14 protein-coding genes and 1 pseudogene are annotated in these 16,068 nt (G+C 51.1%); 11 read left to right on the top strand and 4 right to left on the bottom strand.

The window, feature by feature from the left end:
* The first annotated feature begins 693 nt into the window (after positions 1–693).
* The 5 genes and pseudogenes from KCG55_RS08245 to trkA all read left to right on the top strand — a co-directional run bounded on the left by KCG55_RS08245 (position 694) and on the right by trkA (position 7,605).
* Positions 694–1,332 (top strand): 2Fe-2S iron-sulfur cluster-binding protein, encoded by a 639-nt coding sequence (locus KCG55_RS08245; protein ID WP_254322715.1) that lies wholly within the window; start codon positions 694–696, stop codon positions 1,330–1,332.
* Positions 1,332–2,960 (top strand): FAD-binding protein, encoded by a 1,629-nt coding sequence (locus tag KCG55_RS08240; RefSeq protein ID WP_254322714.1) that lies wholly within the window; start codon positions 1,332–1,334, stop codon positions 2,958–2,960. Before KCG55_RS08245 ends, KCG55_RS08240 begins: the two co-directional genes overlap by 1 nt.
* Positions 2,957–4,210, top strand: a complete 1,254-nt coding sequence (locus KCG55_RS08235; RefSeq protein WP_049335869.1) for a complex I 51 kDa subunit family protein — start codon at positions 2,957–2,959, stop codon at positions 4,208–4,210. Before KCG55_RS08240 ends, KCG55_RS08235 begins: the two co-directional genes overlap by 4 nt.
* 435 nt (positions 4,211–4,645) lie before the next feature.
* On the top strand, positions 4,646–6,097 hold the full coding sequence (locus KCG55_RS08230; protein WP_254322713.1) for a DASS family sodium-coupled anion symporter: 1,452 nt from the start codon (positions 4,646–4,648) through the stop codon (positions 6,095–6,097).
* A gap of 96 nt (positions 6,098–6,193) precedes the next feature.
* Positions 6,194–7,605: pseudogene (trkA, locus tag KCG55_RS08225) on the top strand (Trk system potassium transporter TrkA).
* A 77-nt stretch (positions 7,606–7,682) separates the two neighbouring features.
* Here trkA and lgt read toward each other — a convergent pair.
* Together lgt and KCG55_RS08215 are read right to left on the bottom strand one after the other, a co-directional pair.
* Positions 7,683–8,543: a prolipoprotein diacylglyceryl transferase gene (lgt, locus tag KCG55_RS08220; RefSeq protein WP_188209806.1), complete on the bottom strand. Its 861-nt coding sequence runs from the start codon at positions 8,541–8,543 to the stop codon at positions 7,683–7,685.
* A 74-nt stretch (positions 8,544–8,617) separates the two neighbouring features.
* Entirely contained in the window at positions 8,618–9,748 is a 1,131-nt protein-coding gene (locus KCG55_RS08215) for a M14 family metallopeptidase (RefSeq protein ID WP_254322712.1), read from the bottom strand.
* 174 nt (positions 9,749–9,922) lie between these two features.
* On the opposite strand from KCG55_RS08215, the gene argB reads away from it, so the two are divergent.
* The 6 genes from argB (at position 9,923) to KCG55_RS08185 (ending at position 14,073) form a co-directional block, all read left to right on the top strand.
* Positions 9,923–10,810, top strand: a complete 888-nt coding sequence (gene argB, locus KCG55_RS08210) for an acetylglutamate kinase (RefSeq protein WP_049328699.1) — start codon at positions 9,923–9,925, stop codon at positions 10,808–10,810.
* Between the two features lie 62 nt (positions 10,811–10,872).
* Positions 10,873–11,031, top strand: a complete 159-nt coding sequence (locus tag KCG55_RS08205; RefSeq protein WP_254322711.1) for a hypothetical protein — start codon at positions 10,873–10,875, stop codon at positions 11,029–11,031.
* Between the two features lie 40 nt (positions 11,032–11,071).
* Positions 11,072–12,358, top strand: a complete 1,287-nt coding sequence (gene eno / locus KCG55_RS08200) for a phosphopyruvate hydratase (protein WP_254322710.1) — start codon at positions 11,072–11,074, stop codon at positions 12,356–12,358.
* A gap of 23 nt (positions 12,359–12,381) precedes the next feature.
* Entirely contained in the window at positions 12,382–12,657 is a 276-nt protein-coding gene (ftsB, locus tag KCG55_RS08195) for a cell division protein FtsB (protein WP_254322709.1), read from the top strand.
* 104 nt (positions 12,658–12,761) lie between these two features.
* The gene (locus KCG55_RS08190) at positions 12,762–13,253 is read left to right on the top strand and encodes a DUF1841 family protein (RefSeq protein WP_254322708.1); all 492 of its coding nucleotides are present in this window, start codon (positions 12,762–12,764) and stop codon (positions 13,251–13,253) included.
* 112 nt (positions 13,254–13,365) lie between these two features.
* Positions 13,366–14,073, top strand: coding sequence for an SIMPL domain-containing protein (locus tag KCG55_RS08185; RefSeq protein ID WP_254322707.1), 708 nt, complete (start codon positions 13,366–13,368; stop codon positions 14,071–14,073).
* A gap of 74 nt (positions 14,074–14,147) precedes the next feature.
* Here the strand turns inward: KCG55_RS08185 and KCG55_RS08180 are convergent, their stop codons facing one another.
* Entirely contained in the window at positions 14,148–14,675 is a 528-nt protein-coding gene (locus KCG55_RS08180; RefSeq protein WP_049328678.1) for a single-stranded DNA-binding protein, read from the bottom strand.
* Position 14,676: 1 nt separating this feature from the next.
* Positions 14,677–16,059: an MFS transporter gene (locus tag KCG55_RS08175; protein ID WP_003685608.1), complete on the bottom strand. Its 1,383-nt coding sequence runs from the start codon at positions 16,057–16,059 to the stop codon at positions 14,677–14,679.
* Positions 16,060–16,068 lie beyond the last annotated feature (9 nt).

The raw sequence follows: 16,068 nt of genomic DNA, 5'->3' as shown, positions 1-16,068 counted from the left end.
ATTAAATCACTTGGTTATTGATAATCTATATCCACTGACTATTCACTTACATAGAAATAAAATTACATTATTTTTAAATAATAATCTTATTTCAAGGCCGTCTGAAAATATTTACCTTAAGCATCTGAGAAAGAAATTTAGTAGCTTGTATTTAAAAGGAAACTACCTAAATTTCAGACGGCCTTTCTTATCTTCCAATACAATACACAATTGTAAAACCTGTGTCATTTTCTCCCTCAACCTTCTTGACTGATATCAAACTTGTTTGATTTTCTGAAATTTTATAACAGTCTTTTCACTCGCCCATATACCTAAATATTATTCAATATATACAACAAGCTATGTAAAATTACCTAATATACAATAATGATTTTTACTAGCAAATAGACAAATATTTTAAAATTTATACTAAAAAAGTAATTTTATTTTACTTTTTAAATCAAATAATTATGATAAATTTGTCTAAATAATAGGCATATTTTGTTTGTAATCCCTCCTCTATAAAACCTTAGATTACCCCTATCATCAAAACCTCTAAATTCTGATACACTTCGATCCATACAAATAAATATTGATTTTAAAAGAATTTCTGAGTAAATGACTTGGATATTTCCTCGCGCACGATAGATGTAATAAAAATACAATTAATCAAATTATCCACTATTCCAACTTCCAATTTCACAGGAACAAACCATGAGTGAAAATTTGTTAACCCTGACCATAGACGGCCATGAAGTCAAAGCTTCCGCCGACTCGTCAATCATCCAAGCCTATGCCCGTTCAGGCAATGCGATTACTGCCAATGTCGGCTGTATGGGTCAAGGCGTATGCGGTTCCTGTCGCTGCATGATTCGTAAAGAAGGCGAACGTGAAGTCACCACCGCACTGGCATGCGAGACCAAAGTTGAAGAAGGCATGCAGGTCAGCTTCTTGGATTACTTTATCCCCGAGCACATCCAATATTACGACGTCAGCGAAATTGGTGATGGCTGGAACTGGTTGAACGATACCGCCAAAGCCTTCCCTGAAGCGCAAAACTGCCGCCATTGCGGCGGCTGTAATCGCGCCTGTCCTAAAGGTTTGCAAGTGGAAAACGGCGTAGCTCAAGTAGTTTCCGGCGATTTCGGCGCGGCTGCGCTGACCTTTGACCAATGTGTGATGTGCAACCTCTGCACCCTCTCCTGCCCCGAACACATCCGTCCGAACCACTTGGGCCTGTTCGCCCGCCGTATGAAAGCAGCGCGTACATTGCGTCCTGTGGATTTGATGCGCCGCCTGCGCGAAATTGACAGCGGCAAAATGAAAGTCGAATTTGAAGAGGAGTCAGTGTAATGGTTAACAAAATCCAAGGCATAGACTACGAAACCGCCCTTGCCAACCTGCGTGCTTCTTCATTGGAACTGCGTGGCGACCTGCCGGAAAAAAACGAATTACTGAGCCAATTTCATCCTGACTATCAGGCCGATGCGCGTGTAAAACTGCCTATCGGCCCAAACCAAGGCGATTACTGCCATCCTGATTTGGCCAAACTCTTAATCAGTCAGCCTCTGATTGACGACTATAATTTGTCAGGCGCTGAACATTTGAACACTGACGTATTGGTCATTGGCGGCGGCGGTGCAGGCGCAGCAGCGGCATTGTCAGCGACTGAAGCAGGCGCGCGCGTCATCATGGCGAACAAACTGCGTATCGGCGACAGCAATACCGTGATGGCCGAAGGCGGCATTCAGGCTGCTGTCGGCGCGGAAGACAGCTTGCAGCAGCACTTTGACGACACCATCAAAGGCGGCCACAACGCAGGCAAGAAAGAATTGGTGGCGCAAATGGTTACCGACGCGCCGTCCGCCATCCGCTGGCTGATTGGTTTGGGCATGACTTTCGACCTTGCCAAAGGCGCGGACAGCAACGGTATGTTGAGCCGCAAACGTGCAGGCGGTACGACCGTGCCGCGCATTTTGAGCTACCGCGACTTTACCGGCCTCGAAATGATGCGCGTACTGCGCGAGGCAGTCGAACTCGACGAAAACATCACCCAGCTCAACCGCCACCCCGCCATCGAATTATTGTCGGATGAACACGGCCGCTGCGTCGGTGCGATTTTATACGATTTGGAAAAACGCTCTTTGGTGTTGGTTCACGCCAAAGCCGTGGTATTGGCAACCGGCGGCAGCGGACGCCTGCATTTGCAAGGTTTCGCTACTTCCAACCATTATGGCGCGACTGCAGACGGCCTGGTAATGGCTTACCGTATCGGCGCCAAACTGCGCGATGTCGATTCTTTCCAATACCACCCGACCGGCGTTGCTCACCCTCCACACTTGGCAGGCGCGCTGATTTCCGAAGCCGTGCGCTCCGCAGGCACCAAGCTGGTCAACGGTTTGGGCGAACGTTTCGTTGACGAATTGCAACCGCGCGACGTTGTTGCCGCTGCGATTTTGCGCGAATGCCGTGAAGGCCGCGGCGTAGTACGCGACGGACAAGTCGGCGTATTCCTCGATACCCCGCGCCTGATTGCTAACGACCCTGACGTATTGAACCGTTTGGTAACACTCGGCCACGTTGCCCACAAATGCGGCATTGACCCTGCTGTTGAGCCGGTCATGATTCATCCGACCCTGCACTATCAAAACGGCGGTATCGAAATCAACGGTGACGGCGCAACCTGCGTCGAAGGCCTCTATTGTGCCGGCGAAGTAACCGGCGGCATTCACGGCCGCAACCGTCTGATGGGCAATGCGCTTTTGGACATTATCAGCTTCGGCCGCCGTGCCGGTAAAGCCGCGGCAAATTGCGGCCTGCCGCTGAAAAAAGTACGCGGCGGTGTCGGGCACGTCCACAACCTGCAACGCGAAATGACCCGTGCCGGTCTGACCAGCGACATCAAAGCCCCCGTTTTATATCCCGACTACGGCAAATTCGATTTGCGCGAACACGCCGGTTTGCAGGAGCAACAATCATGAATCAAGCCAATCAAAACTTACTGCATCCTTCCCGCCAAGTCGGCGCAGATTTAGCCGCGTGGCGCAAAGTCGGCGGCGGCGAAGGCCTGCTGGCTGCGCTTGCCGATCCTCAAAGCATTGTTTCCAAACTGCAAGATGCCAATCTTTGCGGTATGGGTGGTGCAGGTTTCCCAACTTGGCGCAAATGGGAGGCCGCCGTTGCCGCCCAAAGCAAAAATGGCGACAAATACGTCGTCTGCAATGCCAACGAAGACGAACCAGGTACATTTAAAGACCGTGTACTGCTGGCAAATACGCCGCACCAAGTCATCGAAGGCGTCCTGATTGCCGCCGTTGCCTGCCGTGCCAACAAAGCGATTTTGTACGTCAACCCGCATCAAACCGAATCCATCGCTTCCATCACACCGGCCATTGAGCAATGGAAAAACAGCGATTTGTTTATCCGCATCGAAAACTACTTGGGTAAACCTTTGGACTTGCAACTGGTTGAAACTTCAGGCCGTTATATTGGCGGCGAAGAAACCGCTGTGATTTCATGGTTGGAAGGCGGTTTCCCCTTCCCTCGCCGCAAGCCGCCTTTCCCTGCCGAAAGCGGTGTCAACGGTGAGCCGACCCTTATCAACAATACCGAAACCTTCGCCAATATTCCGCAAATCCTTGCCAAAGGCGCGGAATGGTACAAATCTTTGGGTTTGGGCGATGCCGCAGGCACAAAACTCTACTCACTCTCCGGTGACGTATTGAATCCGGGGCTGTACGAACTGCCAATGGGCACGACCCTGCAATCACTGATTTACGATCACGGCGGCGGTATGCTTGAAGGCCGTACGTTTAAAGCCGTATTTACCGGCGGCCCGTCAAACACGCTTTTAACTGTCAAAGATTTGGATGTGCCTTTGGACTTCGTTTCCGTACGCGAACGCAAATCCAGCCTCGGTACCGGCGCGATGATTGTGATTTCCGAAGGTACCAGCGTGGTGCGCAAAGTAGCCGAATATGTGGAATTTTTTGCTTCCAACTCATGCGGTCAATGTCCGCCTTGCAAAGGCGGCACATTCCAGCTTTCCCGCCTGCTCAACCGCGTGGACACCGGCATCGGCACTTCTGACGACCTTCGCGCCTTGCAAAGCCTGTGCCAACTGTTGCCACGAAGCGGCCGTTGCGGTTTGATTGACGGCGCGGTTACCGTGTTGCAAAGCTCGCTGCGCACCTTCCCCGAAGAGTACGGCCTGCCGCAAGAACAAGAGTAAAACAGCGTTGTTTTCAGACGGCCTTTTCTATATAGGAGGTCGTCTGAAAATGCTCGTAGCTTGGGACATGAACCAACATTTAATTCTTTGTTGGGTTTCACAACCGAACCTACTAAATCTGAGGTTTTACCCTCTCCCTAACCCTCTCCCACGGGGAAAGGGAAAAGATTGCAGAAAATCCGATAATGGTTGATTTTCAGCGCCATTATCCCCTCTCCCCGTGGGAGAGGGTTAGGGAGAGGGCAAAACGTAAAAGCTCAAGAAACGTCGTCTGAAAAAGATGGCAACACAAAAATACGCATTACCCAAACACCCAAAAGAAAAACATAAAAATAACCACACCCAAATACGTTTCAGACGACCTGTTCCCGCCGAAATCAGGCACACGTCGTCTGAACTCCGATTTCCCCAATACCTCAAATTAGGAGATTCAACATGGGCTTCAAGCCAATTCCTGCTGCGGTCTCACTTGTGCTGACGCTGCTTATCTGGTTCGTTATCCCCGTTCCTCAAGGCGTATCGCCTGACGCATGGCATCTTTTGGCATTGTTCATCGGCATCATTGCCGGCATTATCGGCAAAGCCATGCCTATCGGTGCCATGGCGATTTTGGGCATTACCTTGGTTGCACTGACCGGCGTAACCAACGAAAAAACCGCAGACGCAACCAAAGACGCTTTGAGCAGCCTCAACAACTCACTCATCTGGATGATCGGTATCGCCATCATCATCTCGCGCGGCCTGTTGAAAACCGGCTTGGGTATGCGTATCGGCTACCTCTTGATTTCCCTCTTCGGAAAACGCACGCTGGGCGTAGGTTACAGCCTAGCATTAGCCGACTTGGTCATCGGTCCGGTAACGCCAAGTAATACCGCGCGCGGCGGTGCCATCGTGCATCCGATCATGAAATCCATCGCACTGAGCTTCGACTCCGACCCTGAAAAAGGTACGGAAGGCAAAATCGGTAAATACCTTTCACTGGTCAACTTCCACTCCAACGTAATTACCTGTCTGATTTTTATCACTGCCACCGCCCCTAATCCACTGGTAGTCGAATTGGTTGCCAAAGCCACCAATTCGCAAATCCAACTCTCTTGGGGCACATGGTTCTTGGCAATGGTCGTACCCGGCCTGCTTGCTATGCTGCTGATGCCGCTGGTGCTGTATTTCCTGTATCCTCCTGAAATCAAACAAACTCCTAACGCCACTGCATTGGCAAAAGAGCATTTGGCTGCCATGGGGCCGATGAAGCGTGAAGAAAAAATCATGCTGGGTATTTTCCTGGTTCTGCTGCTGTTGTGGGCGGGTATTCCCGAGATGCTGTTCGGTATGAAAGTTGACGCTACCGCCACCACCTTCCTCGGCTTGAGCCTGTGCCTTTTAACCGGCGTACTGACTTGGGATGACGCGCTAAAAGAAAAAAGCGCATGGGACACCATCGTTTGGTTTGCGGCCTTGGTTATGATGGCAAACTTCCTCAACAAACTGGGCCTCATCAGTTGGTTGTCTGACTCCATGCAAAGCGGTATCGCCCACATGGGTTTGGGTTGGGAAGCTGGTTGTGCCCTGTTGATGCTGGCCTACCTCTACGCCCACTACGTTTTCGCCAGCGGTACGGCACACGTTACCGCCATGTTCGGCGCATTCTACGGCGCAGGCTTGGCCTTGGGCGCACCACCGATGCTGTTTGCCCTGATTATGGCAGCCGCTACCGGCATCATGATGTCGCTGACCCACTATGCCACCGGTTCTGCACCTGTCATTTACGGCTCCAACTATGTAACCATGACCGAATGGTGGAAAGCCGGCTTCATCATGAGCGTGCTTGAAATCCTGATATTCTGCACTGTCGGTATCTTGTGGTGGAAAGTTTTGGGCTACTGGTAACCCTCTGGCTTATTTAAACCTCAGGCCGTCTGAAAACTCCAATTTCAGACGGCCTTTTGTTACAATTTCATTTTTACCGAACACACTCAAATTACCGTGAAAATACTCATCCTCGGCAGCGGCCAAGTCGGTTCGACCGTCGCCCAAAACCTTGCCTCCGTTCCCAGCAACGACGTCACTATTATCGACATCGACGAAAAAGCGCTCAACCGTATCAGCAGCCGTCTCGATGTCCAAACCATCGTCGGCAACGGCGCATCGCCCTTTACCCTCGAACAAGCAGGTGCGGCAGACTCCGACCTCCTGCTTGCCCTGACCCGCAGCGACGAAACCAACATCGTTGCTTCCAAAATCGCCGCCGACCTATTTAACATCCCCAGCCGCATTGCACGCGTACGCTCAAGCGAATACCTCGAATATCCAGTTGCCGGCAGCGACAAACCCGAAGAAGGCAGCCTCAATATCTTCGGCATTACCGAAACCATCAGCCCCGAACAACTGGTTACCGAACAACTTGTCGGCCTGCTCAACTACACCAGCTCATTGCAGGTACTCAGCTTTGCCAACGACCAAGTCCGCATGGTGATTGTTCAAGCCCGCAAAGGCGGTTTGCTGATCGACCGTGAAATTATCGACATCAACCAGCACCTGCCCGAAGGTGTGGACTGCCAAATCTGCGCCATCTACCGCAACAACCGCCTGATCGTCCCCACCCCGCAAACCGTCATCATCGAAGGCGATGAAGTCCTGTTTGCCGCCGACATCAACAGCGTTGAAGCCATCATGCGCGAATTGCGTCCGAAAGAAGCGCGTACCCGCCGTATTATGATTGCCGGCGGCGGCAATATCGGCTACCGCCTCGCCAAGCAGCTCGAGTCCAAATATGACATCAAAATCATTGAATACAAACCCCAGCGCGCCGAATGGCTGGCTGAGAATCTGGACAACACCCTCGTCCTGCAAGGTTCCGCCACCGACGAAACCCTGCTGGACGAAGAATACATCGACGAAATCGACGTCTTCTGCGCGTTGACCAATGATGACGAAAACAACATCATGTCCAGCCTGTTGGCAAAAAACCTTGGCGCCAAACGCGTAATCACCATTGTCAACCGCTCAAGCTACGTCGATTTGCTTGAAGGTAACAAAATCGATATCGTCGTTTCCCCCACCTGATTACCATCGGCTCCATTCTCGCCCACATCCGCCGCGGCGACGTCGTTGCCGTCCATCCTTTGCGCCGCGGTACAGCCGAAGCCATTGAAGTGGTGGTACACGGCGACAAAAACACTTCCGCCATCGTCGGCCGCCGTATCAGCGGCATTAAATGGCCGAGCGACTGCTACATCGCCGCCATCGTCCGCGGCGAAACCGGCGAAGTCATCATGGGACACCACACCGAAACCATCCTGCAAGACGGCGACCACATTATCTTCTTCGTCTCACGCCGCCGCGTTCTGCCGGAGTTGGAAAAACTCATTCAGGTCAAAATGGGCTTTTTCGGTTAAACCCGAAATCTATTTACTTAATGCCATAAAAAGGCCGTCTGAAAACCTTTTCAGACGGCCTTTATTCATTGTTTTATTTATGCTTTGGCAACACTGTTTTTACGGCCAAACCAAACAAAACCAATCACACCCAATACAATCATCGGCACGCTCAACCATTGACCCATGGACAAACCCAAAGTCAGCAGGCCGAGATAGTCGTCAGGCTGACGGGCAAATTCGGCAATAAAGCGGAACAAACCGTAACCGCCCAAGAATAATGCCGCCGTTTGACCGGCCGGACGCGGTTTTTTCGAGAAAATCCAAACGATGACAAACAGGCAAATGCCTTCAAGGGCAAACTGGTAAAGCTGAGACGGATGGCGCGGCAGCATACCGTATTGTTGCAGCCATTCGGCCCACAAAGGATTGTGCGCCGCAGCTTCTGCATCTTCGTAACGCGCTTGTGGGAAACCCATCGCCCAAAAAGCATTGAGTTCGGTCACGCGTCCCCAAAGTTCGCCGTTGATAAAGTTGCCGATACGGCCGGAAGCCAAGCCCAGCGGTACCAGCGGCGCAACGGTATCCATCAATTTCAAGATACTGATGTTGTGCTTGCGGCCAAACAGCCACATGGCAACGACCACGCCCAAGAAGCCGCCGTGAAACGACATACCGCCTTCCCAAACTTTAAAAATATCCAACGGGTTGGCAAGATAATCGGAAAATTTATAAAACAAAACGTAGCCGATACGGCCGCCCAAGATCACGCCCAAGATACCCCAAGTCAGGAAATCGTCGAGCATTTCTTTGGTAAACACAGAATTGCCCTGTGCGATACGGCGGCGGCCCAAAATCGTAAACAGAATAAAGCCGACGATATAGCTCAAGGCATACCAGCGGATGGCAAGCGGGCCGATGCTGATCAGCACCGGATCAAACTGGGGATGTATTATCATGATGTGTGTTCCTTATCTCAAAGGCCGTCTGAAAGCCTGAACTTTCAGACGGCCTGTATGCGGTGTCGGATGGTTTAACGCAAATCGCCAACCACATTCAAAATCGCAGACAACATTGCCTCGCCCAAGCGCAGCGAACGTTGGCCGTTCCAGCCGAAATCGTCGTCCGGCAGGTTGGCATTGTCTTTAAACGGCATTTCCAAAGTATAGGCAAGGCAGTTGAAATGATTGCCGACCCAGTTGGTCGCCAAAGTCATGTTTGCCTGACCCGGCGCATCTTTGTCATAGCCGTAATCGTCTTGGAAATCGGGGCTGGCATTGAGCAACGCAAGTTTGAATTGATCTTCTAAGGCTTCGATGCGCTCGTTATAGTTCGGCACGCCTTCGGTACCGGCCACAAAGACAAACGGCAGGCCTTCATCGCCGTGAATATCCAAGAATAAATCTACGCCGGTTTCCATCATTTTTTCGCGGACGGTAAAGACTTCGGGGCTTCGCTCCAAAGTTGGGGTTTCCCATTCGCGGTTGAGGTTGGCACCGGCGGCATTGGTGCGCAGATTGCCCAAAACCGAACCGTCCGGATTCATATTCGGCACAATGTAGAAAGTCGCGCGGTCAAGCAGCATGCGCGCGGTCGGATCTTGCGGATCAAGCAGGCGGCCCAGCAAACCTTCGACAAACCATTCCGCCATGGTTTCACCCGGATGTTGACGGGCGATAATCCAGACTTTCATATCGCTTTCGACTTGGTTGCCGATGGTCAGAAGATTGATATCGCGGCCCTGAACGGTACTGCCCAAGTCGTCGATGCGGCACAAACCGCTGCCCTGCGCATCGCCCAAAAGGTTCAAATGCTGCTCGTGGGAATAAGGCTCGAAATAAGCGTAGTAAACGCTGTTGGACAAAGGCGTATGGTTGATGGTCAACACGCCGTTTTCGTAGCTGGTCGGCACGCGGAACCAATTTTGGCGGTCGTAAGAGGCGCAAGCCTGATAGTCCTCCCAGCCCAAAGGATACGCAGCGTCCGCCGCATTTTCAAAATGCATCACGCAGTTTTGATAGGCCGCACCCTGCAAACGGAAGTAAAACCATTGGGCAAACTCCGAAGCATTGTCGGGACGCAGGGCGAGGCGGATATCGGTAGGGTTGCTCAAGTCTTTGACAACGACCGAACCGGCATCGAATTGGGTGCTGATTTTCATCATGGGTATCCTTAGTAATCGGCGAAGAGGCCGAAGCAAACCGTCATTTTACCGTTTGCATGAGGCTGGTTTCAACCATTTAACTGATTTAACAGGATTTCAAGCGCTTGGAAATATTGTTTCAGACGGCCTTTGGGATTAAGATAAAAGCCGAAATCATGAAACAAGGTAGAAACCATGACCCAGCAACAATCTGTCTCCCCTGCTATCAAGGCGCGCGTCCTTGCCGAATCTTTACCTTATATCCGCCGTTTTTCCGGCTCCATCATCGTCATCAAATACGGCGGCAACGCCATGACCGAACCTGCTTTAAAAGAGGGTTTCGCACGCGATGTCGTCCTGCTCAAACTAATCGGCCTGCATCCCGTCATCGTTCACGGCGGCGGCCCGCAAATCAATGAAATGTTGGAAAAAGTCGGCAAAAAAGGAGAATTTGTTCAAGGCATGCGCGTGACCGACAGCGAAACCATGGACATCGTAGAAATGGTTTTGGGCGGACACGTCAATAAAGAAATCGTTTCCATGATTACCACCTTCGGCGGTCGCGCCGTCGGTATTACCGGCCGGGACAACCACTTCATCAAAGCGGAAAAACTCCTGATCGACACGCCCGAACAAAAAGGCGTGGACATCGGCCAAGTCGGCACCGTGGCCGACATCGATACCCGTTTGGTGGAAGGCTTGGTCGAACGCGGCTGCATTCCGGTCATCGCACCCATTGGCGTAGGTCAAAACGGCGAAGCGTTCAACATCAATGCCGACTTGGTTGCCGGCAAACTGGCGGAAAAACTTCAGGCCGAAAAACTGCTGATGATGACCAATATCCCCGGCGTACTGGATAAAGAAGGCAAATTATTGACCACCCTGACGCCAAGCCGCATTGACGAACTGATTGAAGACGGCACGCTGTACGGTGGTATGTTGCCTAAAATTGCCTCTGCCGTCGAAGCCGCCAAAAGCGGCGTCAAAGCCACGCATATCATAGACGGCCGTGTTCCCAACGCCCTGCTCTTGGAAGTGCTGACCGATGACGGCGTAGGCTCGATGATTTTGGGCGAAGGCTAATCCGTTTTTCAGACGGCCTTATGCCTTATTTAATCAGCTTTTCACCCTAAAAAGGGTAAAAAATGTTACACTATACGGCTTATGTTTGTTTGAGCGATATTGACGTGAAACAAACTTACAGTCGGTTTCATACCGACTCCGATGCCATGCCCGGCAAAGACGGTATAATGGCTGCATTCATCAGACTTCGGCAATCATCCTCAAGGCCGTCTGAAGCGTAACAAAGCTACTTTTCTTTTACCATCCTATTTGGAGATATTCATGAGCGCAATCGTTGATATTTTTGCACGCGAAATTTTGGACTCTCGCGGCAACCCTACCGTAGAGTGTGACGTATTGTTGGAATCCGGCGTCATGGGCCGTGCAGCCGTACCAAGCGGCGCATCAACCGGCCAAAAAGAAGCTTTGGAACTGCGTGACGGCGACAAATCCCGTTACTTGGGCAAAGGCGTATTGAAAGCCGTTGACCACGTCAACAACCAAATCGCGCAAGCCCTCATCGGTATCGATGCCAACGAACAATCTTATATCGACCAAATCATGATCGAATTGGACGGTACTGAAAACAAAGGCAACTTGGGTGCCAACGCCACTTTGGCTGTTTCCATGGCCGTAGCACGCGCAGCCGCTGAAGATGCAGGTCTGCCTCTGTACCGTTACTTGGGCGGCGCAGGCCCAATGGCTCTGCCTGTTCCGATGATGAACGTTATCAACGGCGGCGAACATGCCAACAACAGCCTGAACATCCAAGAATTCATGATTATGCCTGTCGGCGCAAAATCTTTCCGCGAAGCCCTGCGTTGCGGTGCCGAAATTTTCCACGCACTGAAAAAACTGTGTGACAGCAAAGGCTTCCCAACCACCGTTGGCGACGAAGGCGGTTTCGCACCTAACCTGAACAGCCACAAAGAAGCGTTGCAACTGATCGTCGAAGCAACCGAAGCCGCAGGCTACAAAGCAGGCGAAGACGTATTGTTCGCCCTGGACTGCGCATCCAGCGAGTTCTACAAAGACGGCAAATACCACTTGGAAGCCGAAGGCCGCTCTTACACCAGCGCAGAATTTGCCGAATACTTGGAAGGCCTGGTTAACGAATTTCCAATCATTTCCATCGAAGACGGCATGGATGAAAACGACTGGGAAGGCTGGAAACTGCTGACCGAAAAATTGGGCGGCAAAGTTCAATTGGTCGGCGACGACTTGTTCGTAACCAATCCAAAAATCTTGGCTGAGGGCATCGAAAAAGGCGTGGCAAACGCATTGCTGGTTAAAGTAAACCAAATCGGTACTTTGAGCGAAACCCTGAAAGCCGTTGACTTGGCCAAACGCAGCCGTTACGCCAGCGTAATGAGCCACCGTTCCGGCGAAACCGAAGACAGCACCATTGCCGACTTGGCAGTCGCCACCAACTGTATGCAAATCAAAACCGGCTCCCTGTCCCGTTCTGACCGCATGGCGAAATACAACCAATTGTTGCGCATTGAAGAAGAATTGGCCGAAGCCGCTTACTACCCTGGCAAAGCCGCATTCTACCAATTGGGCAAATAAGCAGAATATAGGATATTGATTGTATGAAGTGGGTGACTTTTATTTTAACCTTCGCACTTTTGTGCTGTCAGTACAGCCTTTGGTTTGGTAAAGGCAGCGTCGGGCATACGGAAGAATTGCAGGAGCAGCTCGTCCGTCAGGAGGAAAAAAACCAAACGCTCACTTTGCGCAACAATTTCCTCAATGCGGAAGTTGAAGACTTGGCACACGGACAAGAGGCTATTGCCGAAATTGCCCGCGTCGAATTGGGCTATGTTCAAGACGGCGAAGTGTATTACCGAATCATCGACCGCCGCTAAACCCTGCAAAACAAAGGCCGTCTGAAAACATATTGTTCAGACGGCCTTTTTTATCGCAATCACTATATAATCACATATCCCAAAATCAAATCACACCCCCCATCATGTATGACGTAAACACCCACGATGTCCGCCGATTCTTTGCCCACGTCTGGCAACACAGGCTTGCACCGCTCCAATTGGACGGCCTGCAACAAAAAGCTTTGCGCATCATCGAAGCCCATCTCGAATACGGACACTATCTCGAAAACATCGAACAATATTTAGATAAAGAATGGTTGCCCGAAGACGGCGAAAGCAACCCATTCCTGCACATGTCGCTACACCTTTCCCTCCAAGAGCAAAGCGCCATCGACCAGCCCCCGGGCATCCGTGCCATCCACCAACAACTTTGCGCCCGTTACAACGGCGACTGGGTCAAAGCCGAACACGATATGATGGAAGCCTTGGCAGAAACCATCTGGGAAGCACAACGCTACGGACGTGGTCTTGATGTCAACGCCTACATGACCCGCTTGCGGAAATTGGTCGGCCTAGGCCAAGAAGAAAAAGCCCGCCTCAATCCCCATGAAGTTGGCTTGATGAATACAAAGTAACTTCTTTTCAGACGGCCTCACTCCGTACAAATCATTACGCTTGCCAAAGCCAACGTTTCCATATTTCATGCTAAATTACTTTTTTAAAATCCGCATTACAAGGAAAACCAAAATGCTCCGCCCAGCCCTTACCGCCCTACTCCTAGCTGCCTCCCTGCCCGTAGCAGCAGAAAACCTCAACTACAACATCGTTGAATTTTCCGAATCCGCCAACATGGAAGTGCCACGAGATACCATGACCGCGCATTTCAGCATCAACGCAGAAGGCAAAGACCGTCAAGCCGTCAACCAAGCCTTCATGAAGAAATTTAACCAGTTCAACAAAATCTCCCAAAACAGTAAATTTAAAGCCGAACTGATGGAGCGCAACGCATCCCCGCGCTATCAATACACCAACGGCAAACGCACCCAAACCGGTTGGGAAGAACACGCCTACTTCAAAGTAGAAAGCAAAGACTTTGAAGCACTCAACCGCCTGATTACCGACAGCATCAATATCGCCGTTTTGGAAAGCTCCTCATTTTCCGTATCCAAAGAAAAACGCGAAGAAACCGTCGACCAACTGAGCAAGGCCGTCATCCTGCGCTTCAAAGACCGCGCCCAAAACCTCGCCCAAACACTCGGCTTCTCCAGCTACAAAATCGTTAAACTCAACCTGGGTCACATCGGCAACCGCCAAGTCGGCGGCGATTTCGCACGTGCCAAAATGTTACGGGCAGCCCCCGTCGCAGAAATGGCTGCAGGAATAGAAGATGGCGTACCAGCCTCTCCAGGTTCAGAAGAAATCAGCCTAACCGTCAGCGGCTCGGTACAAATGTAGGATTCTCTTTTAAATCATTTTAAAGGCCGTCTGAAAGTATATTTTTCAGACGGCCTTTTGTATTTGTTCAATGATTAAAACGGAATATCGTCGTCAATATCATCAACCGGAGCGGTCGGTTGTGCCGGGGCAGGACGACGGGCTGGGGCGGCTGGAGGTTCTTGAGCCGGAGCAGATTGGTATTGCTGTTGTGGCGCTTGTTGGTAACTGCCTTGGCTTGAATGGCCGCCTTGGTTGTAGCCGTCATCGTATGGTGCGCCGCCGCTGTTGTCGTTACGGCTGCCGAGCATTTTCATCTCATTGGCAATGATGTCGTAAGCGGTGCGCTCGATGCCGTCTTTGCCTTGGTATTTGCGGCTTTGGATACGGCCTTCCAGGTACACTTGGCTGCCTTTACGCAGGTATTGACCGGCGATTTCGGCGAGTTTGCGGTACATGGTGATGTTGTGCCATTCAGTACGTTCTACGCGCTGACCGTTGCGGTCGTTCCACGTTTCACTGGTGGCAACGCTGAAGTTACAGACGGCCTCGCCGTTGGGCATATAACGGACTTCCGGGTCGCGGCCGAGGCGGCCGATGAGGATAACTTTATTCAATGACATTTTACACTCCTGTGATAATTTTTTCGGCGGCCTCTTGGTCGAATCCTTTTTGCAAGGCCTTGATATAAATGGTTTGCTTGTCTGCGCTAAAGCTGATGCTTTCAACGCCTTCAATTTCGGTCAATTTTTGGTAGAGCAAATCCGGATTTTGTTGCCATTCGGCGTTAAGCGGATAGCTGAGGTTTTTGACAGGTTTCGGTGCCGGAGAAATGACTGCCAATACCAGCCACAGCAACATTAATACGCTACAAAAGGCAAATACGCCTACAAAACCGTATTTTTGGAACAATAAACCACCGGTTGCGCCGCCGACAAACAAGCCGACCGACTGCATGGTGTTATACACGCCCATCGCGGTGCCTTTCAAATCGGACGGAGCGATTTTCGACACCATAGACGGCAGGCTGGCTTCCAATACATTGAAACCAATAAAGTAAACAATCAGATAAGCGGTAATCAACCATACCGAGTGCATTCCAAACAGCAAACCTATTTGCGCCGCAGCAATGCAGACGATACCCAGGATAAACACTTGTTTGAGTTTGTTGCGCGTTTCGCCGACAATAATCAGCGGCACCATAATAATCAGGCCAGTAATGGTTGACGGCAGATAGACTTGCCAGTGATGGATTTTTTCCAAACCCAACTGCGTCATGGCAAACGGCAATGCGGTAAATAAAGCCATTTGCGCCGCATGCAAGGCAAAAATACCGAAATCGAGATTGAGCAGTTGGCGGTTTTTCAATACTTCGCCCATACGCGAAGGCTGCGCCTGCGTGTCTTCGTGCATTTTTGACACTTCCGGATCAGGCGTCATCCAGGCAACCACACCGATACTGATTACAGTCAGAATACCGGTCAACGCAAACAGGCCGGATACGCCGATAAAGCTGGCAATCATCGGTGCAAGCACTAGGCTGACGGAAAAGGTCAAGCCGATACTCAGGCCGATCATCGCCATCGCACGCGTCCGCACTTCATTACGGGTCAAATCCGCCAGCAAAGCCGTTACCGCCGCACTGACGGCACCCGCGCCTTGAATGGCACGCGCGGCAACCAACATCTGTAGGCTGTCGGCAACTGCGGCCAAAAAACTACCCGCCGCAAACACAATCAAGCCGGCATAAATCACTTTTTTACGGCCGAACTTGTCGGAAGCCATGCCCAAAGGCAGCTGCAGCAAAGCCTGTGTCAGCCCGTAAATACCCATCGCCATACCGACCAGCGCTTTATTGTTTTCTGCGCCGGGCAACGAAGCGGCATACATCGCCAAAACAGGCAACACCAAAAACATCCCCAACATACGCAGTGCGTAAACGCCGGAAAGTGTGGTACTGGCACGCCACTCGTGCGGAAACATTTGAATGCGGTTATCTCTTGCCATAAATAATGT

Origin of the sequence: Neisseria subflava, assembly GCF_024205745.1 — a bacterium.
Taxonomy (GTDB): Bacteria; Pseudomonadota; Gammaproteobacteria; order Burkholderiales; family Neisseriaceae; genus Neisseria; species Neisseria flavescens_B.
The sequence above is the reverse complement of the archived record's forward strand: the minus strand, read 5'-3'. Positions and strand labels throughout refer to the sequence as shown.

Excerpts from the sequence above, each read along its gene's own strand:
- KCG55_RS08245 (WP_254322715.1), top strand. The coding sequence starts at position 694 with ATGAGTGAAAATTTGTTAACCCTGACCATAGACGGCCATGAAGTCAAA.
- KCG55_RS08240 (WP_254322714.1), top strand. The coding sequence starts at position 1,332 with ATGGTTAACAAAATCCAAGGCATAGACTACGAAACCGCCCTTGCCAAC.
- KCG55_RS08235 (WP_049335869.1), top strand. The coding sequence starts at position 2,957 with ATGAATCAAGCCAATCAAAACTTACTGCATCCTTCCCGCCAAGTCGGC.
- KCG55_RS08230 (WP_254322713.1), top strand. The coding sequence starts at position 4,646 with ATGGGCTTCAAGCCAATTCCTGCTGCGGTCTCACTTGTGCTGACGCTG.
- lgt (WP_188209806.1), bottom strand. The coding sequence starts at position 8,543 with ATGATAATACATCCCCAGTTTGATCCGGTGCTGATCAGCATCGGCCCG.
- KCG55_RS08215 (WP_254322712.1), bottom strand. The coding sequence starts at position 9,748 with ATGATGAAAATCAGCACCCAATTCGATGCCGGTTCGGTCGTTGTCAAA.
- argB (WP_049328699.1), top strand. The coding sequence starts at position 9,923 with ATGACCCAGCAACAATCTGTCTCCCCTGCTATCAAGGCGCGCGTCCTT.
- KCG55_RS08205 (WP_254322711.1), top strand. The coding sequence starts at position 10,873 with ATGTTACACTATACGGCTTATGTTTGTTTGAGCGATATTGACGTGAAA.
- eno (WP_254322710.1), top strand. The coding sequence starts at position 11,072 with ATGAGCGCAATCGTTGATATTTTTGCACGCGAAATTTTGGACTCTCGC.
- ftsB (WP_254322709.1), top strand. The coding sequence starts at position 12,382 with ATGAAGTGGGTGACTTTTATTTTAACCTTCGCACTTTTGTGCTGTCAG.
- KCG55_RS08190 (WP_254322708.1), top strand. The coding sequence starts at position 12,762 with ATGTATGACGTAAACACCCACGATGTCCGCCGATTCTTTGCCCACGTC.
- KCG55_RS08185 (WP_254322707.1), top strand. The coding sequence starts at position 13,366 with ATGCTCCGCCCAGCCCTTACCGCCCTACTCCTAGCTGCCTCCCTGCCC.
- KCG55_RS08180 (WP_049328678.1), bottom strand. The coding sequence starts at position 14,675 with ATGTCATTGAATAAAGTTATCCTCATCGGCCGCCTCGGCCGCGACCCG.
- KCG55_RS08175 (WP_003685608.1), bottom strand. The coding sequence starts at position 16,059 with ATGGCAAGAGATAACCGCATTCAAATGTTTCCGCACGAGTGGCGTGCC.